Consider the following 21476-nt stretch of genomic DNA (forward strand, 5'->3'; position numbering starts at 1 on the left):
TAGCCCCGCCACCACAACACTTCAGGAGCCCCGAGAATGCCCAACGCCAACAACACCTCCCTCGAACAGTACGAAGTCTGGTTCCTCACGGGCAGCCAGCACCTTTATGGCGAGGACGTCCTGAAGCAGGTCGCAGCGCAATCGCAGGAGATCGCCAACGTCCTCAACGCCAACAGCAACGTTCCGGTCAAGCTCGTGTGGAAGCCGGTCCTCACTGATTCCGATGCCATCCGCCGCACTGCGCTCGAGGCCAACGCGGACGACGCCGTGATCGGCGTGACCGCCTGGATGCACACGTTCAGCCCCGCAAAGATGTGGATCCAGGGCCTCGACGCCCTCCGCAAACCGCTCCTGCACCTCCACACCCAGGCCAACCGCGACCTGCCGTGGGCGGACATCGATTTCGACTTCATGAACCTTAACCAGGCTGCGCACGGTGACCGCGAGTTCGGGTACATCCAGTCTCGCCTCGGCGTGCCGCGGAAGACCGTCGTCGGGCATGTCAGCAATCCTGAGGTCGCCCGCCAGGTGGGCGCGTGGCAGCGCGCCTCGGCGGGCTGGGCCGCCGTCCGCACCTTGAAGCTGACCCGTTTTGGCGACAACATGCGCAATGTCGCCGTCACCGAAGGCGACAAGACTGAAGCCGAGCTGCGCTTCGGCGTCTCAGTGAACACCTGGTCCGTCAACGAGCTTGCCGAGGCGGTCCACACGGCCAGCGAGGCCGACGTCGACGCCCTGGTCGAGGAGTACGAACGCCTCTACGAGGTGGTTGCCGAACTGAAATCAGGCGGCGCCCGCCACGAGTCGCTGCGGTACAGCGCCCGCATCGAACTGGGGTTGCGCAGCTTCCTCGAAGCCAACGGTTCCGCAGCGTTCACCACTTCGTTTGAGGACCTCGGCGAACTACGACAACTCCCCGGCATGGCCGTCCAGCGCCTCATGGCTGACGGCTACGGCTTCGGCGCGGAGGGCGACTGGAAAACCGCCATCCTGGTGCGGGCTGCCAAAGTCATGGGCGGTGACCTGCCCGGAGGCGCGTCGCTCATGGAGGACTACACGTACCACCTGGAACCGGGAAGCGAGAAGATCCTGGGTGCGCACATGCTGGAGGTCTGCCCCTCGCTGACCGCCAAGAAGCCGCGCGTCGAGATCCACCCGCTGGGCATCGGCGGCAAGGAAGACCCCGTCCGCATGGTGTTCGATACGGACGCTGGCCCAGGCGTCGTCGTGGCGCTGTCCGATATGCGCGACCGGTTCCGCCTGGTTGCCAACGTGGTGGACGTCGTCGACCTTGACCAACCGCTCCCCAACCTTCCGGTGGCCCGCGCGCTCTGGGAGCCGAAGCCCAACTTCGCTACCTCGGCGGCTGCGTGGCTGACTGCCGGCGCCGCGCACCACACGGTATTGTCCACGCAGGTGGGCCTGGACGTGTTCGAGGACTTCGCCGAAATCGCCAAGACCGAACTTCTCACCATCGATGAGGACACCACCATCAAACAGTTCAAGAAGGAACTCAACTGGAACGCGGCGTACTACAAGCTGGCCGGCGGCCTGTGAGCGCCGAATTCACGCTGAGCGCGGGCGGTTACACCGCTGTCGTGACCGCCCGCGCCGCTGCGCTTCGTCGGCTGACACTCGATGGCCGGGACCTGGTGGTTCCCTTCCCGGAAGGCGGCCCGATCCCGGACTACCGTGGCATCATCGCCGCGCCGTGGCCCAACCGGATCGCCGATGGCAAGTACAGTTTCGACGGCGTTGATCACCAGTTGCCGATCAACGAACCTGAGCGGGACACCGCGCTGCATGGCCTCGCCTTTCCGCTCGACTGGACGCTGAAGGAGTCCGACGCCGGTTCGCTCACCTTGACGTGCGCGGTGGGACCCACGGCGGGCTACCCGTTCGTCCTGGAGTTGGAGGCACGGTATGTGCTGGACGAGGCGGGGTTGAACACGTCCGTTTCCGCGGTGAACGCAGCCGACATCGATGCCCCCTACGGCGTCTGTCCGCACCCGTACCTGGTAGCGGGTTCGTCGCCACTGGACCAATGGGTCCTTGAGTTCGCCGCCGACTCGTTCCTTGAGGTGACACCGGACAGGCTCTTGCCTGTCGGCGTTGTGCCCACGGACGGCCACGCCTTCGATTTCCGTGCTGCCAAGGCCATCGGCAGCACGGAAATCGATCATGCGTTTACCGCAATAGCGTTCGACGGCGGGCTGGCGCGCCTTTCGCTGCGGGACCCCGCGGGCACCGGCGTCGGAATCTCCTGGGACGAAAGCTGCCCTTGGCTGCAGATCCACACGGCGGATAAGCCGACACCGATCCCCAGCCGCATCGGCTTGGCTGTGGAGCCCATGACCTGTCCTCCGGACGCCTTCAACAGCGGAACGGACGTGATCCGGTTGGAGCCCGGAGCCAGGCACACGGCGTCGTGGAGCATCTACGCGCTGTAGCTGGCCCCGTCAGGCGGATTTACCGGGCTGAGGGGATGTGTTGCAGGAGTCGGACGTCTGCGTAACCATCCTCGATGTCGATGCTGGGCTCGTCGAAGATCCGCACCTGATGGTCACCGGCGTCCCAGGGCGTCCACCCCGGTTGGCCGTCCCGGATGAAGGCCACTGCCGCTCCGTGTACGTCCGCAGCCAAAGCCGAGGGCGGCTCCTCGCCGGCTATCGCGGCCACACGTTCGGCCGTGGTCACATCAAAGAAGAACGGGATATCGAAGCAGTGGCCGGCATCCCCGGTGACCGGTGACCGCCACGCAAAGCGGTAAACCCACGTGGGTGCCGCCGATCCGGCACGAGCCTCGGCAACGTTCAGGGTGGGGGTGCGGAAAATCCTGTCGGAAACGTATTGGCCCACCAGGACCTCGCTCGGAAGCCCGCCGTGGCTTGCCAAGTAGGCCTCGGCTATCTCCGGCGAGGCACCCAACCTTTCCAGCAGTGCCGCGTCCGGCTCCTTGGGCAGCAACGGGCCGGCGCCCGCCGTCGACATATTGAACTCGTGGTCAGTGCAGCCCACCAACAGAGCCTTGTCCGAACCATTCCCCAGGCGCATGGCCTCAACCGTTGGCCCAGGAATAAGAACGCCGTCCACAACGGGCCCAAACACCAGTCCGTCCCGCATGAGGTCAGCGAGTGGCCTGATGGGGTCTGTATGTTCGGGCGAACTACCCATCCCCGCTACCTCCGCCTGCAGTTCAAGGACGCGCTCTTCGGAAAGTTCCGACAATCCGGCGCGCGTCGCTTCGACTCCCGCCAGCCGGGCCAGGCGGCGGCCAGCAGCCTCCGCCTGGCCCAGCGTCCTCTCGGTGGGGACTCCGGAGAGTGAAATGACCCTCTCGAACAGTGCCCGGGCACGAGACACCGTGAGCAAGGTCATCACCGCTCCCCCTCCAGCGGACTGACCCGCAATCGTCACGCGGGAGGGGTCCCCGCCGAAAGCTTCAATGTTGTCGCGGACCCATTCAAGGGCGAGGATCCAGTCCAGAACGCCCCTGTTGTTGGGTGCGTCCGGAATCCAGCCAAATCCATCGAACCCGAGGCGATAGGAGATGCTGACGGTCACCACACCGTCCCGGTTGAACGCACCACCGTCATACCAGGGGCTCGCCGGCGAACCAGCAATGAAGCCGCCGCCATGGATCCACACCAGCACGGGGAGGCCTTTGTCCCGGTTCCGGGAAGGGCTTGGGGTGAAAACGTTGAGGTTCAGGATGGAATCACCGGGAATGGAGGGCTCGGGAGTGATGATCAGCTCCGAGTCCGGAAGCTTCCTCTGCGGAGTGGCCCCATAGTCGAGGGCATCCCTGACGCCCTCCCACGGCCGGTGCGGCGCGGGCTCAGCGAAACGGAGGTCCCCGATGGGTGGTTCGGCGTACGGTATCCCGAGGAAGGCTGCGGAGCCTTCCCGCCAGCGACCACGGACGGCTCCTGCCGTCGTCGTGACTTCTGCGAACTCCTGGGTAAGTGACGGGGTCATGCGGTGGGGCTCCTATCGGACGCTTTTGATGGGGACAAGCACGACGGCGGCGATCGCCACCGCTGCCATGCCGAAAATGAAGAGGGCGGGGTAGCCGCCAAAAGAACTGATCAGCACACTGGCAACGACCGGACTCATTGCCTGCGGGATGTTGGTGGCGATGTTGAGAATTCCGAGGTCCTTTGCGGCGGCCGTACCGCCACCTGGGAGGACTTCGGTCATCAGGGCCGTGTCGCAGGCCATGTAGAGTCCGAAGCCGAATCCGTTGACGACGCCCATGGCGATCATGCCGGTGATGTTCGGCATGATCACCGGCATCAGCAGTCCCAGCACCATCAATGCGGACGCGACGTAGACGAACACCTTGCGCTTGCCGATGCGGTCACTCCACCAGCCACCCAGCGAAACGGAGATCAGGGTGCTGCCGAGGCCGGCAAGGCTCAGCAGGCCTATGGTGGCGTTGGCTTCTGCGAGCGCCAGGCCGACGTAATCCGTCAGGATGTACAGCTGGAAAGTGAAGACCACGAAGTAGCCAAGGGTGAAGAGGAAACGGGCCGCGAAGGCCCATGCGAAGTCGGGGTGCTGCCGCGGGCTGATGACGAATCCTGCGAGGAACTGCTTCCACTTGAACGGGGGATGCGTCACGTTCCGGCTGGGGTAGTCGCGGTGCAGCAGGACAAACAGCAGCGCGGCCACCAGGACTGCGATGCCGAACACCGTGTAGCCCAGGCCGACATTGCCTGCAAGGTTGCCTGCCAGGATCACCCCGGCAGTGGAGCCGGCCATCGTCCCCACACCGACCATGGACGAGGCGATCCCCCGGCGTTCCCGGGGGAACCTGTCCGGGACAATCGCGGAGAACGGGCCCTGCAAGGCGTTCAGCGACACCTGGATGATCACCCAGAAGCACACTATCCAGAAGATCGATTCGAGGCCGCCGAGTCCCATGAGGAACACCGCGCCGATCGCGGCTCCGATCAGCATCCAGGGCGCCCGCCTGCCGAGCCTGCTCCGTGTCCGGTCACTGAGCGCCCCCACAACGGGTTGGGCGAACAGCGTGAAGAAGAACGAGGTCGTGGAAATCGTGGCGAAGTTGGCTACCTTGTTGGCCTCGTCGATGGCGGCCACCTGGTTTGGCAGTAGCACTGCGATGAGTCCGGAGTAGGTAGCGAACAGGACCATGGAGGTGACGGCCAACGACGGCAACAGGCCTCTGCCAGCTGGGCGGCTCGTTGCTGTTGCGGGCGAAGACTTGTTGGCAACCTGCGGGGACGGGGGCGGGGAATTGATCTCAGGCAGGGGGAAGGACACGACTCTCCTCATCGAGAAAGTTACGGCGGGATCATCGAAATTCGACGATCACTTGGGATTGAGTATGCGCCGCATCCATAGATAATTCAAGGGTTAAATTAAACGCACTTCCAGTGGCTCACGGAGCAACCGTTTTCTCGATTCCCGAATCGCCCCAACAAGGGTCGCTTCGTTCTCCAGCTGTCCGGCCCGGATAGTGGGCAGGTAACTCCCCGGTGAAGCAGAGACCGGGGCGTGCTCGGCGAAGGAGCGTTCGATCCGGTCAGCCAGCACCGACCAATACCCGCCCAACACCACCGTCTGGGGGTCCAGGGTACGGCTGAGGACGTGAAGGGCCCGCGCAACCCAGTCCGCCGCGGCGTCGAAGGACTCGACCGCCCTTGCGTCGCCGCGGGCAATCCGGTCAGTCAGCTCCCTCAAGGCACTGCCCAGGCCCGCAGTTTCCAGTTCTTCGCCCAACCCAGCAGATTTCAGGACGACATCAGGTCCCGCAACCAGGACCAGGCAGCCACGTTGCCCGCAGACGCAGCGTTCCCCCAGGTGGTCCATGGGAAGGTGTCCGAAACCGCCCGCCAAGCCATGAGCTCCCGTGCGGAGCCTGCCGCCAAGAATGATGGCTCCTCCGATTCCCGAATTGCTCTTCAGATAGACCATGTCCCTGATGCCGGGGAGCAGATCGAACTCGGCCATGGCCGCGAACCCGGCGTCCGAATGCAAGGAGACACTCCCCGGTAAGCCGGGAACCCGCTTTCGAAGCCCGCCGAGAACATCCACTTCACCCCAGCCCATGTCTGAATCACCGAAAACCACGGGCGGATCACCAAGTACCGGCGCGAAGACCACCACCGTCACATCCACCACGCGCCGCTGCATTCCCCCAGCCGCTGCCACAGCACGCTCCAGCACTGTCGCCAGGACATTAAGCACAGGTTCCGGGTCCCCCATGGGCCGCCCGTGGTGATCAGCGGTGCGGAACAGGACATCCCCGGCCAGGGAGGCAACCACCGCGGTGGCCTCGTCGGCGTCCAGTTGAAGGATCACCAGGGCGACATCGTTGGCGGCCAATTCCAGGAGTGTCTGCGGCCGGCCCTTCCCTCCAGCAGACACAGGTTCCACCTCCCGAATAGTCCCGGCATCCACCAGCAACCGCGTCAGCGCGGTCACTGCGCCCCGCGTCAGCCCCGTCCCTTCGGCTATCTGGCTGCGGGAACTGGGACCATGTTCAACGAGGTGCCCAGCCACCAACTCAAGGTTGTGCCGGCGCACGTCCCCGCTGACGAGCGAATGGGACGAGTCAAATCCCGGACTTCCGGAGGCGTGTGCGTGCGTGACCATGTGGTTAGCCTGCCACAGGATCAGGATTGCCCGCGCAGCCCAACTGGCTGGCAGTAGTGGTTGTTCTGGGGCGTCAGAACAACCACTACTGCCAGGTACTTGGGCAGATCAGCCGATCAGGCGAGCGTCCCCCGTCTTGATGGAGGAGGCCGGGAAGCCGTTCTTCACCACGATCTTCTCCAAACTGCCGTCCTGGCGAAGGCTCTCCACGTACTCGTTAAGGGCTGTAACCAACGCGGTGTTGCCCTTGGTCACCGGCAAGCACGTCTGCGGCGGCTCGAGCGATGCCTTGATGGCACTGTCCGGGTCCAGAACTTCGACTTTGAGCCCGTTGCTGTTTTGATGCGCTTCACCGAAACCATCGATTCCAACGTCCAGCCGGCCGGATTTGAGGTCCTGGAACAAGTCCACGGGGGCTTTATAGAGCTGCAAGTCGCCGCCGAGGTAGCTCTTGGCGTCGTCCACCCACACGTTGCCGTTGACAGTCCCTACTTTCTTGCCTTTAAGGTCAGTGACCTTGTTGAGCCCGTCCTTGGAAATCAGCACCATCTGGTCGGTATAGATCGGTTCAGTCAGATCAAGGATGTCGGCCCGAGCCTTTGACCGCCACCAGCCGCCCGTAGCAATATCGGCCCGGCCGCCCTGGACCGTGGGGATGACGGCTGCAGCAGCGGCGGACACCGTGGTGATGGAGAGGCATTCCTTTTGGGCAAATCCCGTAAGGATGTCGCCGTCGACTCCCCCGAGTTCATTGCCCTTGAACGTGACGTAGGGCGGCGCTTCATAGACGGCAACCGTCAAGTTGCCCTTCTTGATGGTGCCGAAGTCGGAAGCAGGTTTGCAGTCGGCGGAGACTTTGGATCCGGCAGCTTCGGTGTTGCCACCGCAACCGCTCAGGGCCGCAGCCAATGTCAACGCAGCCACTGTTGACGCAATCATTCGTAGTTTCATGGTGGGTCCTCTGGGTCTATGTTGCCTGGAACGTCAGCGGTGACGGGCCAGGCGATGCTCAACGAAGTTGCTCAGGGAACTCGCGGGAATAGTGATCAAGGCGTACATCAAACCCGCGAGGGTAAGGATGCTCAGGTAGCGGAACGTGATGGAGCCGATGGAGTAGGCCTGGCTCATCAATTCCGGCATGGCAATGGTGTAGGCCAAGGAGGTCGCTTGGAACACCATGATCGCGAACCCCATGAGCGGCGGGATGGCGATTCTGATCCCTTGCGGAATCACAACAAATCGAAGGATGTCGCCGCGTGCCATCCCCAAGGCATGCGCTGCTTCCACTTCACCGCTCGGCACGGCCTGCAGCCCGCCTCGCAGGATCTCGCTGGTATAGGCCGCAGTGGTGAAAGCCAGAGCCAGCGATGCTGCCACGAAGGAGGTCAGGGTCATTCCGGCGGTCGGGAGCCCGAAATAGAACAGCTGCAGGACCACGAGGGCGGGGGTTCCGCGGCCCACCTCGATCACGCCAATGGCTACGACACGGACGACTCGATTCTTTGAACCAGCAGCAAGAGCCAGCACAAGTCCGGCAGGAAGGCCGATCAGCAGCGTTACCAGGGTCAGCTGCAGGCTGACACCGAGCCCGCCCAACAGGTCAGGGAAGTAGTCCACCCAGTCGTTGAAGAACGTCATCGCGCAACCCGCTTTCGGAGCTTGGCATCCAGCAACCGCGTTGCCCACGCACAAGGAATGGTCATGGCCACGTACAGCCCGGCAGCCCAAAGGAAGGGCACGATCGCGTCACCCGTCACCGTGGATTCGTGGCTGGCCCAATAAATGGTGTCCTGGACACCGATGACGGAGGCAACAGAGGAGTCCTTGAGCAATCCGATGGCGAACGTTGCAGCGGCCGGAATGGAGACACGAAGGACTTGGGGGCCAATGATGGTGACCAGGGTGGCCGCATGCGACAGGCCCAGGGCATCGCTGGCTTCCCATTGGCCGTCATGGATGGCCGTCAGCCCACCTCGATAGATCTCAGCCATGTAGGCAGAGGAGACCAATCCGAACCCGATGACGGCGGCCGCGAAGGAACTCAGTTCAATGACACCAGTACCTACACCGAAGTAGATGATGAAGAGCCAGGCCAGCGGCGGGATCCCGCGCAGCAGTTCGATAAGGGCGCGGGCAGTAAACCGCACCAAGGCAAGCCGCGACCGGCGCGCAAGGACCAACGGTATACCGCCGATGGCGCCGAACAGTAGCGAGGAGAGTGTCAGCAGCAGCGTCATGGAGACGCCCTGTGCCACCACTGAGAGGTGTTCCATGTCAGCGCTCCAGAACTGCGCGAAGGAACTTCCGCGTACGGTCCATGGCGGGTGCGGTGAACACGTCCGCGGGATCGCCCTCTTCGAGGATGGCTCCCTCTGCCATCACCACCACGCGGTCCGAAACATCCCTGGCGAACTGCATCTCATGGGTGACCACCACCATGGTCATTCCTTCAGCCGCCAGCTCGCGCATCACCGCCAGTACTTCGAGACCCACTTCCGGGTCCAGCGCCGACGTAGGTTCGTCAAAGAGCATCACGCGGGGGTCCAGTGCCAACGCCCGTGCAATGGCGATGCGCTGCTGCTGGCCTCCGGAACAACGGCTGGGATATTGCTGGGCCTTGTCGGCCAGTCCCACCCTTTCCAAAAGCTTCATGGAGCGGGCGTCTGCTTCCTGCCGGCTCCGCCCGAGCACACGCTCCTGGGGGAGCGAAATATTCCGCAGAACCGTCATATGCGGAAAGAGGTTGAAGGACTGGAACACCATTCCGACGTTGCGGCGCAGACGGACCAGGTCCTTGTGGCTGATCTGGGTTCCGGCATCCACATGGTTGCCTTCCACCGTGATCCGACCGCGGTCGGGGACCTCCAACAAATTGATGCACCTCAGCAGGGTGCTCTTGCCGGCACCGCTGGGGCCGATGATGGCAATCACCTCGCCTTCCCGAACGGACAATGACACGTCGTTGATCACTGTGTGATCCCCATACTTCTTGACCACTGACTCAAGGGATATGGCGATCCGATCCTGCTCGGTGTCTTCATGCATGACTGACTCGTTCCTGACTTGTGTCATTGGCTCAAGGTGGCGCTGGACGCCGCTGCCGGCGCACCGGCGTCGAAACCCTTACCCAACGCGTTCAGCGCGAAGGAGGCGACGTCGAGGATCGGCACATCGGTGTACTTGCGGATTTCCTGGCGGAATTCGGGCAGCAGGGTGCATTCGAGGACCAGGACGCCGATGTTCGCAAGGCGTCCGCCGGGGCCGAACTCACGCTTGGCAACAGCAGCTACGCCTTCCTTCAGCAAGGCCTGATCCCAGCCGTTGCCCAAAGCGTGGTCGTTGGTCAGCATCGTGGACCAGCCGGGCTCGGCTTCCATGCCTGCGATCACCAGTCGCGAGGACAGCACGTGGTCTCCGAGGAGCTTCGAGGCGAGCGACTCAGAAACCGTCAACACACCGATGTCCTTGCTTGTCAGCACTGAGGCGATGGGAAGCAGGTCCAATCCGCTGGTGATGACGTTGGCTGTTTGGCGCATGTCCTCGCGGGCGTAGAAGAAGAACCCGCAATCCGTGATGACCAGGGGGCAGTGGGCCAGCTTTTCGCTGGCGGACCAGAAAGCCTCAATGGCTTCGGGTTCGCCATTGACCAACGGTTCCACACGGGCTCCGCGGGCCACGGCATAGGCAACGGGAAGACCTTGCCAACTGGCAGGGTTCTCGAAGAAGCCCACCGGGTTGTCGCTGATGCCCGGGGCATCCGGGGTGAGGCACTCGATGTAGTCCACGGGGTAGGAATCGAGGTCGCACAGGATGACGCCAAGTTGGGGCTTGACCTCAGACACCGGGGGCCTCCCCCGCATCGGTACCGTCGAGCACTGCCTGGGCGCCGCCGTCGAACGCTTCAATGCGGGTAGCCGCGCTGCCCACGATAGCGACGGCATTAACTTCCACGCGGATGCCGGGGAGGTTGAGTTCTTCGCCGATCAGGATGCCTGTGGCGGTGGGGCCTGGGGCGGGGAAGTAGCTGAAACGGATGTCGTACGTGCGCTGCCATTCTTCGTAGCTGAGTTCGCCGGCGTAGAAGGTGTTGAACTGGACCACGTCGCCCATGGTGCCGCCGAGGTTTTCGATGACCCGTTTCAGGGACTCCATGACGTTCTTGCACTGGGCCACGATGTCGCCGGGGTTATTGACGTTGCCGTCCGCATCGAGGTCTTCCTGGCCGCCGACGTAGATCATGTCCCCCACGCGGATGCCGTGGCTGTGGTTGATCTTGAAGTGACCCGGCACCTGCCAGTGTCCGGGAACCTCTGCGAAGCGTCGTTCGAGGGTGGTCATTTTTTCGTTCTCCTTTGTGGTGATCGTCACTGATCACTACAAGCATGGAGCGAGAAAAAGGGGTTAAGGCCGGCTTCAGGACGATGTTTACTGGCGCTGCCACAAGAGATTCTTTTACTGCCGCTTAACCCACGACGGCGGCGCTCGGCTTACGCCGCGGCTCTACCCAGGAGGTTGTGGATTTCATCCAGAACGGCCTTCACGATGGGGCGTTTGGCGTCGCTGCTCCGTGTCACGGTGAGCACCCGGCGCTGGATGCCTGGCTTGTCGAAGGCATGGATACCAACAGGCGCCACTGTGCTGTCGATGGAGAGCGGAGGAAGCAAGGAGATTCCCCGCCCCCTCGATATCGACTCAACCAACAGCAGAAGATCGTCCACGCTCCATCGGATGTTGGGCTCAAAACCCTCGTTGCGGCACGCATACCGGACCGCTTGCCCGCAGGCACCGGCTTCCGGCGTCAGGACCCAGTCCGCGTTCTTGAGGTCTGCCAGCTTGAGCCGTGAGGGCACCACATAGTCAGGCGGAGTGACCAAAACCAGCGGCTCGCTCATGACTTCCCGGGTGACCAGATAGTCCGGAAAGGCCATGGGCACATTGTCGTAGAGGTCGACGATGGCAATGTCCAGCGCGCCGTTCAACAACTGTTCAATGCTGTCCACCGGCTCCACGACGTTGACGGTCAGTTCGACGTCGGGGACGGTCACCTCGAGCTTTTCGGCCACCGGCAGAAGTACTGTCCGCGCAAGCGAAGGAATGGAACCTATCCGTACCCTGCCGGCGAGTTCGCCGCTGAGCTGGTCCATTTCAGCGCGGGTAACTTCCAGGAGCCGGACCACGGCACGCGCGTGCTCCACCAGGATCTCGCCGGCACCTGTCAGGCCGACACCTCGTGACGAACGGTCCAGGAGCTGGACACCCGCCTCGCGCTCCAGGACGCTGATCTGTTGCGAAACGGCGGACGAGGTGATGCCAAGGACGCGGGCCGCGCCGGCCAGCGATCCTTGCCGTGCAACCTCGCTGAGGAGCCGCAGTCGTGAGACGTCCGGGAGGGGCTTTTCGGTCATGATCACATTCTTACATGGTTAGCTATGCTTAACACCTAACTGTATGTATCTTAAGTTAAACAACACGCCACCTGCGGAACAACGAAGTTCCGAATGGCCCCAAACACTTCCCATCGTGAAAGGACGCCACGTGGTCACCGTGGAAACACATCCTCGCCTTACCGGCATCCTCGGCGCCAGCGAATCCCTGGCGCGAAACATCACAAGCACCATTGAAGGACTGAGCACAGACCTCCGGGAACTCAGCCACGGCATCCACGGCATAGCCGAGATCGGCTTCGAGGAGCGCCTGTCAGTGGCCTTCGCGGCCGAATTCCTGAGGTACCGGGGCTTTCCGGTCCAAGTGGGCCGCTACGGACTTCGCACATCGCTTCGCGCCGAGGCTGGATCCGGCTCCCCCAAGGTAGCCGTCCTCGCCGAATACGACGCCCTCCCTGAGGTTGGCCATGGCTGCGGCCACAACGTGATCTGCGCGGCGGCGGTTGGGGCCTTCCTCGGCCTGGCTGCCCACGTGCAGGAACTCGGCGGTTCCGTGGTGCTCATCGGCACGCCGGCCGAAGAAAACGGCAACGGCAAGGAACTGCTCGCCCGCGCCGGCGCCTTCGACGACATCGACGCCGTGGTGATGCTGCACCCGTTCACCGGAGAGTACGAGGTCGCTTCGTTTGCCTCGCTGGCGGTCCGGGATGTCGAAGTGACCTTCCACGGCGTAGCTGCCCACGCCTCGTCCGCCCCGCACATGGGCCGCAACGCGCTCGACGCCGTAGTCGCCGCGTACCAAGGAATAGCGGCCCTCCGCCAGCACATACCTGCAACGGACCGCTTGCACTGCCTCATTACCGAGGGAGGCACCGCGGTGAACGTCGTCCCGCACCTGGCGCGCGCCGTCGTCGAAATCCGCTCATTGGACCCCGAAGGGTTGATCGATCTTTCGCAGAAGGTGCAAAACGTCCTGGAGGGTGCCGCACTCACGACCGGCACCCGGCTGGAAACAAACTGGGACCCCTTCCCCGCTTACCTTCCCGTGCGCAGCAACAACGCGCTGGCCGCCCGGTACCACTCCCGCATGTCGGCGCGTGGCAGAGCCATCACCCTGGAGACCGAACTGGTTGGTGGCGGTTGGTCTACGGATCTGGGAAATATCAGCCTCCGGATCCCGTCCATCCACCCGACCGTGAGCATCTCGAAAGCTACGGCTGTGATGCACACTGTCGAGTTTGGCCAGCACTCCATCAGTCCCGTGGGGGACGCCGCCGTAGTGGATGGGGCCGTGGGGTTGGCGCTGACCATGGCCGACTACCTCGCCGATGCCCAGCTGCGCGAGCAGGTCCGCCTGGATTTCGAAGCGGCCGGTGGCGCCCTTGACGTGGAGCGGCTACTCACGCCGCCATCAGGAGAATAGCCAGGCCATGCTGAATCCCGTCCACCTGCACACACTGTCCGTGGTCCTCCGGACAGGTTCATTCGCCGATGCAGCTCGCGAGATCGGCTACACCGGTTCGGCCGTGTCGCAGCAGGTAGCTGCACTGGAACGCGCCGTGCAGGCACCGCTTGTGGAACGCGATGCCCAAAGCATCCGGCCAACGGAAGCCGCGAAGTTTCTTGCCTCCCGGGCACATGACATCATTCACGCGCTGAGTGCACTGGAAGACGACATGAGGGGCTTCAGCAAAGGAGACTACGGACTGATGCGGCTGGGCGCCTTCAGCACCGCGAGCCAGCGACTGCTTCCCGGCGGACTGGCGTCCTACCTGCGAAGGCACCCCAATTCGAGCGTGGAATTGGAAGAGAGCGGGCCAGCTGAGCTCGCAGCCATGATCCGCGACTCCGCCCTGGATGTTGCAGTGGTGTACCACTACGATCTTGTTCCCCAGAAATGGCCGGCGAACGTGGTGGCCGTGCCCTTGTTGGCCGAGGACCTGGTACTGCTTCTCCCTGGGAACCACCGGCTGGCAGGCGCAGAAACCATCACCGTCCAAGACCTGGCGGAAGAAAGTTGGGTCTCCACCAAGGAAGACTCGTCCGGCGATGCATGCCTGAGGCACCTGTGCGCCGGCGCTGGATTCCAGCCCCGCGTCGCAGTCCGCAGCAACAACTACGACGCCATCCGCGGCATGGTCCGTTCAGGGCTGGGCATAGCCCTGGTTCCTTCCTTGGACCATGTGCCCACGGACACGGTCATTGCCACGAGCATCAGCGGATGCACCGCCCGGCGGTACGTATCCGCGCTCCGGCACAAGACGCAGGCCGGCGTTTCCATCACGAGCTTCCTGCAATGCCTGGGACGCGCTGCGGACAAGCTGGCCGCGTCCCACACCGGAATTGTCCGTCAGACGAAGCAGCCCGAGGCGATGGTGCCGATGGGCTACCTTGCCGGTCTCCGCGCGTCGTAATCCTCCCAACTGAGTCGCAGCAGAGCGCGTCATGACCGCTCAAGTCGCCCATGATTTCGACTTAGTCGGGTGAGCCGCCAGTGCTTTGCCGCACCACGAGCTCGGGCGTAAAGACCACGGCCCTGTGCTTGGTTCCGCCGCTGTCCTGCTCCTCCGCGAGCAACTCGATCGCAGTCCGGCCCAGCGCCTCGGTGGGCTGGCGGATGGAGGACAGGGGAACCACAGCGGAGATGGCGAAGTCGATGTCGTCGTAGCCGATCAGGGCAATGTCCTCGGGAATGCGAACCGTCCGCAGCATGGTCAACGACTGCATGAGGCCAAGCGCCAGGAGGTCGTTGGAGCAAAAAGCCGCTTCGGGCCGCTTCTCCGGGTCCCGCTCCACCAGCTTGTTGCCCACTTGCCGTCCGGCCAAGACTGTCTGACCGGCGGAGTCGAGGACTTCGATGGTGGCACCGGGCACTTCGGCAACAGCACGTTGCGCACCCTTGAGTCGGTGCGCCACCTGACGGATGGAGGGGGTGCCAACAAAAGCCAGACGACGGCGGCCCGTGTCCAGCAGGTGCTTGGCGGCCAGATATCCCCCGGCGTCGTCATCCACGGAGACCGAGCTGCAGCGGTTCTCATCGGCGAGTTGGTCCACCAGCACCGTGGGGACGCCACGTTCGCGAAGGGTGTCGATACGTTCGGTCACGTCGCCGACGGGCGAAATAAGCAGGCCTTGAACTCGCTGCTCCTGGAACAGGTCCATGTAGTGCGCCTCGCGAGAGGTGTCCTGCCCGCTGTCACCAACAAGCACCACACTGCCCAGGGCTGCGGCAGCATCCTCCGCAGCGCGGGCGACGGAGGAGAAGAAGGGGTTCCCGACGTCCAGCACAATGAGGCCGATGGTCCTGCTCTGGCCCGCGCGGAGTTGGCGGGCAGCGTCGTTGCGCACGAAGCCGAGTTCGGCAATGGATTTAAGGACGCGTTCCTTGGTTCGCTGCGAAACGCGGTCCGGGTAATTCAGCACGTTGGAAACAGTTCCCACGGCTACCTGGGCGTGGGTGGCAACGTCTTTGATGCTGGCTGTCTGGGACATGCTTTCCGATCTCCGATGGCTGACGTCAATGTGCTGGAAACGCCTTGACACCCTCCCGTTTCCGAGGGTAATTTGAATCGTAACAAATGAAACGATTCAAAGACGAGTAACCCTGGAGATCCGCACATGAGGGTATGTTTCCGCTCTTCCGTCCAGCCGGAACTGATGGACGAGTACAAGGAGCGCCACGCCGCCGTATGGCCGGAAATGCTGCTGGCATTGAAGAACGCCGGGTGGAACAACTACTCGCTGTTCCTCGGTTCCGACGGCCAACTCATCGGCTACCTGGAATGCGAAGACTACGCAGCAGCGCAGGCCCACATGGCCCTGACAGACGTCAACGCCCGCTGGCAGGCCGAGATGGCAACCCTGTTCGCAAACAGCAACGTCCCTCCGGACCAGGGCTTCGAGATCGTCGAGGAAGTTTTCAACCTTGAGGACCAACTGGCCGCTGCAGGCATCGTCACAGATGCCACCGGCACCACACACATAGACAAAGACTCAGCCCACGAATACCAAAAGGAACAAGCATGAACACCACAGAATCGGCCCTGGGCCGTCTCGGGGAATTGGCCATTGAAGTGCCGTCCTGGGCCTACGGTAACTCCGGGACCCGGTTCAAGGTCTTCGGCACCCCCGGTACTCCGCGCACCGTCCAGGAAAAGATCGCCGACGCTGCCAAGGTCCACGAGCTCACCGGCCTTGCTCCCACCGTGGCCCTTCATATCCCGTGGGACAAGGTGGATGACTACGCCGCCCTGCGCGAGTACGCCGCTGGTTTGGGCGTCGGACTGGGCACGATCAACTCGAACACGTTCCAGGATGACGAGTACAAGTTCGGCTCCCTGACCTCGTCCAACGAGTCCGTGCGCCGCCGGGCGATCGACCATCACTTGGAGTGCATCGAGATCATGCACGCCACGGGTTCGCGCGATCTCAAGATCTGGCTGGCCGATGGCACCAACTACCCGGGCCAGGATGACATCCGCGGCCGCCAGGACCGCCTGGCTGAGTCGCTTCAGGAGATCTACGCGGGCTTGGGCGATGAGCAGCGCCTGGTCCTGGAGTACAAGTTCTTCGAGCCGGCTTTCTATCACACCGATGTTCCGGACTGGGGCACGTCCTACGCGCAGACCCTTGCCCTGGGCGAGAAGGCCTTTGTCTGCCTGGACACCGGCCACCATGCCCCTGGGACCAACATCGAGTTCATCGTGATGCAGCTCCTGCGCCTGGGCAAACTGGGTTCCTTCGACTTCAACTCCCGCTTCTACGCCGACGATGACCTGATTGTGGGCGCGGCTGATCCGTTCCAGCTGTTCCGCATCATGCACGAGGTCATCCGTGGCGGCGGCTTCGGGAAGGATTCCGGCGTCGCCCTGATGCTGGACCAGTGCCACAACCTGGAAGAGAAGATCCCGGGCCAGATCCGCTCGGTGCTGAACGTCCAGGAAATGACGGCCCGCGCCCTGCTGGTGGACACCGCCGCACTCAGCGAAGCCCAGCGCGCCGGGGACGTCCTGGCCGCCAACGGCATCTTCAACGATGCCTTCTACACCGACGTCCGCCCGGTCCTGGCCGAGTGGCGCGAATCCCGCGGCCTGCCCGCCGACCCGATGGCCGCCTACAAGGCCAGCGGATACCAGAAGAAGATCAACGAGGACCGCGCAGGCGGCCAGCAAGCCGGATGGGGCGCCTAAGCATGACTACCAACACCACTGTTGAAGAACTGATCTCCCGTTCCAACCGCCTCGGTGCGGACAAGCGGAACACCAACTTCGCCGGCGGCAACACCTCCGCCAAGGGCACCGAGAAGGACCCCGTCACGGGCCAGGACGTCGAACTCCTCTGGGTCAAGGGCTCCGGCGGCGACCTCGGCACGCTGAAGGCGGAGAACCTTGCCGTACTCCGGCTGGACCGGCTGCAGGCTCTGAAGTCCGTTTACCCCGGCGTCGAGCGTGAAGACGAAATGGTGGCCGCCTTTGACTACTGCCTGCACGGCAAGGGTGGCGCCGCGCCCTCGATCGATACCGCTATGCACGGCCTCGTGGACGCAGCGCACGTTGACCACCTGCACCCGGACTCGGGCATCGCGATCGCCACCGCCATGGACGGCGAAGCGCTGACCTCCAAGGTCTTCGGCGACAAGGTTGTCTGGGTTCCGTGGCGTCGTCCCGGTTTCCAGCTGGGCCTGGACATCGCGGCGATCAAGGAAGCCAACCCGCAGGCCATCGGCACCATCCTGGGCGGCCACGGCATCACCGCCTGGGGCGCCACGTCCGAAGAGGCCGAGGCCAACTCGCTCTGGATCATCGATCAGGCAGAGACCTACATCAAGGACAACGGCAAGTCCGAGCCCTTCGGTGCCAAGCTCCCCGGCTACGGCGCCCTCCCCGAAGCTGAGCGCAGGGCCAAGGCAGCCGCCCTCGCACCGGTGATCCGGGGCCTGGCCTCCACCGACAAACCGCAGCTGGGGCACTTCAGCGATGACGCCGTCGTGCTTGAATTCCTTGCCGCGGAAGAGCACCCGCGCCTGGGCGCGCTGGGCACGTCCTGCCCGGACCACTTCCTGCGCACCAAGGTCAAGCCGCTGGTCCTGGACCTCCCGGCCGACGCCACGATCGAAGACTCCGTGGCCCGGCTCAAGGAACTGCACGCCGCCTATCGCGAGGACTACCAGGCGTACTACGACCGGCACGCTGACGCTGATTCACCGGCGCTGCGCGGCGCTGACCCGGCCATCGTGCTGGTTCCCGGCGTCGGCATGTTCTCCTTCGGCAAGGACAAGCAGACCGCCCGCGTCGCCGGCGAGTTCTACATCAACGCCATCAACGTGATGCGCGGCGCCGAGGCCATCTCCACCTACGCCCCGATCGAGGAATCCGAGAAGTTCCGCATCGAGTACTGGGCCCTGGAGGAAGCCAAGCTCGCCCGGATGCCCAAGCCCAAGTCCCACGCCACCCGCATCGCGCTGGTGACCGGTGCGGCGTCGGGCATCGGCAAGGCGATCGCCACCCGCTTGGCGTCCGACGGCGCGTGCGTGGTGATTGCCGACCTGAACCTTGAGAACGCGCAAAAGGTTGCCGAGGAACTGGGCGGTTCCGATGTCGCCATCGGCGTCCAGGCCGACGTGACCGACGAAGCCCAGATCGCTGCTGCGATCCAGGAGGCCGTGCTCGCGTTCGGCGGCCTGGACCTGGTGGTCAACAACGCCGGCCTGTCCATCTCCAAGCCGTTGCTGGAAACCACCGAGACGGACTGGGATTTGCAGCACAACGTCATGGCGAAGGGTTCGTTCCTGGTGTCCAAGGCCGCGGCGAAGGTCATGATCGACCAAAGCTTGGGCGGAGACATCATCTACATCTCCTCCAAGAACTCTGTGTTCGCCGGTCCGAACAACATCGCCTACTCCGCCACCAAGGCAGACCAAGCCCACCAGGTCCGCCTGCTCGCCGCCGAACTGGGCGAGTACGGCGTCCGCGTCAACGGCATCAACCCCGACGGCGTGGTCCGCGGCTCCGGTATCTTCGCCGGCGGCTGGGGCGCCAAGCGCGCAGCCGTGTACGGCGTGGACGAGCAGGAACTGGGCAAGTACTACGCCCAACGCACGCTCCTCAAGCGCGAAGTCCTCCCCGAACACGTGGCCAACGCCGCGTCCGTGCTCACCAGCAACGAGCTCTCCCACACCACCGGCCTCCACATCCCCGTGGACGCCGGCGTGGCAGCAGCCTTCCTCCGCTAGGACCACCAGTGACCAACGGAACCACCACGAACACCGCCCCGGCAGACGCCGGGGCGGTGTCCGCTCCGGCAGCCCCCAACGCAGTGTTCGCAGCAATAGATATCGGGGCCTCCTCCGGCCGCGTCATGCTCGGCCGCGTCACCCCAACGTCAGGGGTTTCGCTCGAGACCATCCACCGCTTCCCCAACGGCGTCGTAGAACTCGACGGCGGCCTCCGCTGGGATTTCGACGCGCTGTTCGCTGAGGTACTCAGGGGACTCACAGCCGCGGCTTCCGTTGCGGCCACGAACGGCGAGCGCATCGTGAGCATCGGCATCGACACCTGGGCCGTGGACTACGGACTGGTCAACGACGCCGGTGAACTCACCGCGCAACCCTACAGCTACCGGGACGAACGCAGCCGGGCAACAGTGGAGCGGGTGCACTCAGCAATTCCCCCGGAGAAGCTGTATGCCACCACCGGCCTGCAGTTCCTGCAGTTCAATACCCTTTACCAGCTCGCGGCCGAACCGGAACTGGACGGGGTCCAGGCCCTCCTCATCCCGGACCTGATCGCGTTCCTGCTGACGGGTGAGCGCCGGACTGAAGCCACCAACGCCTCCACCACGGGGCTCTTTGACGCCGTGGCGGGAGAGTGGGCCACGGAATTCCTGGATGCCCTCGGGTTGCCCCGGAATATCTTCCCGCCCCTGATTCAGCCCGGCGAAACCGTGGGCACGCTCCTGCCGGCGATTCTTGAGCACACTGGGCTGCCCGCCGAGACCACCGTGGTGGCGGTTGGTTCGCACGACACCGCCTCTGCCGTGGCAGCCGTCCCCGCCGTGGACCAGGATTTCGCGTACATCTCCTCCGGCACGTGGTCCCTGGTAGGCGTGGAACTCGCATTGCCGGTCCTCAGCGAGGCCAGTCGCAAGGCCAACTTCACCAACGAACGCGGCGTCGATGGAACCATCCGGTACCTCCGTAACGTCGGTGGTCTGTGGTTGCTGAGCGAATGCCAACGTGCCTGGGCCGCCGAGGGCTACACGCAAGCGCTCACCGCGTTACTCGATTCCGCTGCGGCACTACCTGCCGGCGGACCTCAGATCAACGCCGACGACCCCGGCTTCACCGCCCCGGACAACATGCCGGATCGCATCCGCGCAGCCGTGCGCAACACCGGCGCCGTACTCCCGGACCGACCTGCCGCCGTCGTGCGTTGCATTATGGACAGCCTCGCGGCCGGTTACGCGCGAACCCTGGGCGACGCCGAACGGCTGACCGGCAGAAGCACCAGCGTGGTGCACATCGTGGGCGGCGGTTCGCAGAACCGGCTCCTGTGCCAGCTCACTGCCGACGCAACAGGCAAACCCGTCATCGCGGGGCCCGTTGAAGCCACCGCGCAGGGCAACGTCCTGGTACAGGCGAGGGCTGCCGGTGTGGTCAAAGGAAACCTGGCTGAGCTGCGCGAACTCGTGGCTGCGGGAACGGAGTTGGAGAGGTACGAGCCGGCCGGCGCCTTGCAGTCCAGCCGGTCCTGACCCTCTTTGAACCGGATGCGGCCGCGGATCAACCGAGTGAGGTTGATCCGCGGCCATCCTGCATCTGAACAAGGTCAGGAAGCAACAGGCCCCCGGTCTCGTGCTTGTGAATCTCCCGCTCTACGGCAGGCTCCAAGTCTGGTACGTCACAGCGCCGGGTGAGGGTCCCGCGCTAAACTGATCCCACTATGATCCGCACAATGTTCAAGTCCAAGATCCACCGCGCCACGGTGACCCATGCCGACCTCCATTACGTCGGCTCGGTGACTGTCGACCTGGACCTGCTGGACGCGGCCGACATCCTTCCCGGTGAGCTCGTGTCCATTGTGGACGTCACCAACGGCGCCCGGCTGGAGACGTACACCATTGCCGGCGAGCGCGGGTCCGGCGTGATCGGGATCAACGGCGCGGCCGCCCACATGGTCCACGTCGGCGATACGGTCATCCTCATCACCTATGCGGAAATGACCACGGAAGAGGCCCGGGCCTACGAGCCCAAGGTGGTCCACGTCAGCAAGGACAATAAGATCCTCCAGCTCGGCAACGACCCCGCCGAAGGCCACACCCCCGGGCTCATGCGCCCGCCGCACGCACTCAGCAACGCAGCGCACCTCAGCTAAGTCTTCACAGCAACGCTCGACGTCGGCACTCACCAGGGTGCCGGCGTCGAGCGCGTTGTGAGGTCCATATGACGGAATACCCGCCTGAAAACGCTTA

Annotated in this window: 20 protein-coding genes; 9 read left to right on the plus strand and 11 right to left on the minus strand. The window is 63.8% G+C overall.

Going from position 1 to position 21476, the window contains the following annotated elements; all coding sequences use genetic code 11:
* Positions 1-36 precede the first annotated feature (36 nt).
* On the plus strand, positions 37-1557 hold the full coding sequence (araA, locus tag ACR30Z_RS16310) for an L-arabinose isomerase (RefSeq protein WP_434373585.1): 1521 nt from the start codon (positions 37-39) through the stop codon (positions 1555-1557).
* The gene (locus ACR30Z_RS16315) at positions 1554-2450 is read left to right on the plus strand and encodes an aldose 1-epimerase family protein (protein ID WP_434373586.1); all 897 of its coding nucleotides are present in this window, start codon (positions 1554-1556) and stop codon (positions 2448-2450) included. Before araA ends, ACR30Z_RS16315 begins: the two co-directional genes overlap by 4 nt.
* Before the next feature lie 19 nt (positions 2451-2469).
* On the opposite strand, the gene ACR30Z_RS16320 is transcribed toward ACR30Z_RS16315, so the two are convergent.
* The 10 genes from ACR30Z_RS16320 to ACR30Z_RS16365 form a co-directional block, all read right to left on the minus strand.
* A complete protein-coding gene (locus tag ACR30Z_RS16320; protein WP_434373587.1) occupies positions 2470-3978 on the minus strand; it encodes a carboxylesterase/lipase family protein in 1509 nt (502 codons plus the stop codon).
* A 12-nt stretch (positions 3979-3990) separates the two neighbouring features.
* The gene (locus ACR30Z_RS16325; RefSeq protein WP_434373588.1) at positions 3991-5289 is read right to left on the minus strand and encodes an MFS transporter; all 1299 of its coding nucleotides are present in this window, start codon (positions 5287-5289) and stop codon (positions 3991-3993) included.
* A gap of 93 nt (positions 5290-5382) precedes the next feature.
* Positions 5383-6624, minus strand: coding sequence for an ROK family protein (locus ACR30Z_RS16330; protein WP_434373590.1), 1242 nt, complete (start codon positions 6622-6624; stop codon positions 5383-5385).
* Between the two features lie 108 nt (positions 6625-6732).
* A complete protein-coding gene (locus tag ACR30Z_RS16335; RefSeq protein ID WP_144649157.1) occupies positions 6733-7575 on the minus strand; it encodes a substrate-binding periplasmic protein in 843 nt (280 codons plus the stop codon).
* Between the two features lie 33 nt (positions 7576-7608).
* Positions 7609-8262, minus strand: a complete 654-nt coding sequence (locus tag ACR30Z_RS16340; protein ID WP_434373591.1) for an amino acid ABC transporter permease — start codon at positions 8260-8262, stop codon at positions 7609-7611.
* The gene (locus tag ACR30Z_RS16345; protein ID WP_144649155.1) at positions 8259-8897 is read right to left on the minus strand and encodes an amino acid ABC transporter permease; all 639 of its coding nucleotides are present in this window, start codon (positions 8895-8897) and stop codon (positions 8259-8261) included. Before ACR30Z_RS16345 ends, ACR30Z_RS16340 begins: the two co-directional genes overlap by 4 nt.
* A 1-nt stretch (position 8898) precedes the next feature.
* Entirely contained in the window at positions 8899-9669 is a 771-nt protein-coding gene (locus tag ACR30Z_RS16350; protein ID WP_144649485.1) for an amino acid ABC transporter ATP-binding protein, read from the minus strand.
* A gap of 23 nt (positions 9670-9692) precedes the next feature.
* On the minus strand, positions 9693-10466 hold the full coding sequence (locus ACR30Z_RS16355; RefSeq protein WP_434373592.1) for a hypothetical protein: 774 nt from the start codon (positions 10464-10466) through the stop codon (positions 9693-9695).
* The gene (locus tag ACR30Z_RS16360; RefSeq protein ID WP_144649153.1) at positions 10459-10962 is read right to left on the minus strand and encodes a Rid family hydrolase; all 504 of its coding nucleotides are present in this window, start codon (positions 10960-10962) and stop codon (positions 10459-10461) included. The genes ACR30Z_RS16355 and ACR30Z_RS16360 overlap by 8 nt, the downstream gene beginning before the upstream one ends.
* A 149-nt stretch (positions 10963-11111) precedes the next feature.
* Positions 11112-12029: a LysR family transcriptional regulator gene (locus ACR30Z_RS16365; protein ID WP_434373594.1), complete on the minus strand. Its 918-nt coding sequence runs from the start codon at positions 12027-12029 to the stop codon at positions 11112-11114.
* A 115-nt stretch (positions 12030-12144) separates the two neighbouring features.
* Between ACR30Z_RS16365 and ACR30Z_RS16370 the strand changes: the two genes are divergently transcribed.
* Complete coding sequence (locus ACR30Z_RS16370; RefSeq protein WP_434373595.1) at positions 12145-13431, plus strand: amidohydrolase; 1287 nt, start codon at positions 12145-12147, stop codon at positions 13429-13431.
* A 7-nt stretch (positions 13432-13438) separates the two neighbouring features.
* Positions 13439-14422 (plus strand): LysR family transcriptional regulator, encoded by a 984-nt coding sequence (locus ACR30Z_RS16375; protein WP_434373596.1) that lies wholly within the window; start codon positions 13439-13441, stop codon positions 14420-14422.
* Positions 14423-14483: 61 nt separating this feature from the next.
* Here the strand turns inward: ACR30Z_RS16375 and ACR30Z_RS16380 are convergent, their stop codons facing one another.
* On the minus strand, positions 14484-15500 hold the full coding sequence (locus tag ACR30Z_RS16380; RefSeq protein ID WP_144649149.1) for a LacI family DNA-binding transcriptional regulator: 1017 nt from the start codon (positions 15498-15500) through the stop codon (positions 14484-14486).
* Positions 15501-15626: 126 nt separating this feature from the next.
* Between ACR30Z_RS16380 and ACR30Z_RS16385 the strand changes: the two genes are divergently transcribed.
* From ACR30Z_RS16385 to panD, 5 genes are all read left to right on the plus strand, one after another.
* Positions 15627-16034 carry an L-rhamnose mutarotase gene (locus tag ACR30Z_RS16385; protein WP_144649148.1) on the plus strand — a complete coding sequence of 136 codons (408 nt, stop codon included), beginning with the start codon at positions 15627-15629 and terminating at the stop codon, positions 16032-16034.
* A complete protein-coding gene (gene rhaI / locus ACR30Z_RS16390; RefSeq protein WP_142937712.1) occupies positions 16031-17197 on the plus strand; it encodes an L-rhamnose isomerase in 1167 nt (388 codons plus the stop codon). The genes ACR30Z_RS16385 and rhaI overlap by 4 nt, the downstream gene beginning before the upstream one ends.
* A gap of 2 nt (positions 17198-17199) precedes the next feature.
* Positions 17200-19239, plus strand: a complete 2040-nt coding sequence (locus tag ACR30Z_RS16395; protein ID WP_434373597.1) for a bifunctional aldolase/short-chain dehydrogenase — start codon at positions 17200-17202, stop codon at positions 19237-19239.
* An 8-nt stretch (positions 19240-19247) separates the two neighbouring features.
* Complete coding sequence (locus ACR30Z_RS16400) at positions 19248-20759, plus strand: rhamnulokinase (RefSeq protein WP_434373598.1); 1512 nt, start codon at positions 19248-19250, stop codon at positions 20757-20759.
* A gap of 188 nt (positions 20760-20947) precedes the next feature.
* Complete coding sequence (gene panD, locus ACR30Z_RS16405; protein ID WP_208759965.1) at positions 20948-21379, plus strand: aspartate 1-decarboxylase; 432 nt, start codon at positions 20948-20950, stop codon at positions 21377-21379.
* The last annotated feature ends 97 nt before the right edge of the window (positions 21380-21476 follow it).

It is taken from the genome of Paenarthrobacter sp. FR1, assembly GCF_051106045.1.
In the GTDB taxonomy this organism is placed as follows: Bacteria; Actinomycetota; Actinomycetes; order Actinomycetales; family Micrococcaceae; genus Arthrobacter; species Arthrobacter nitroguajacolicus_A.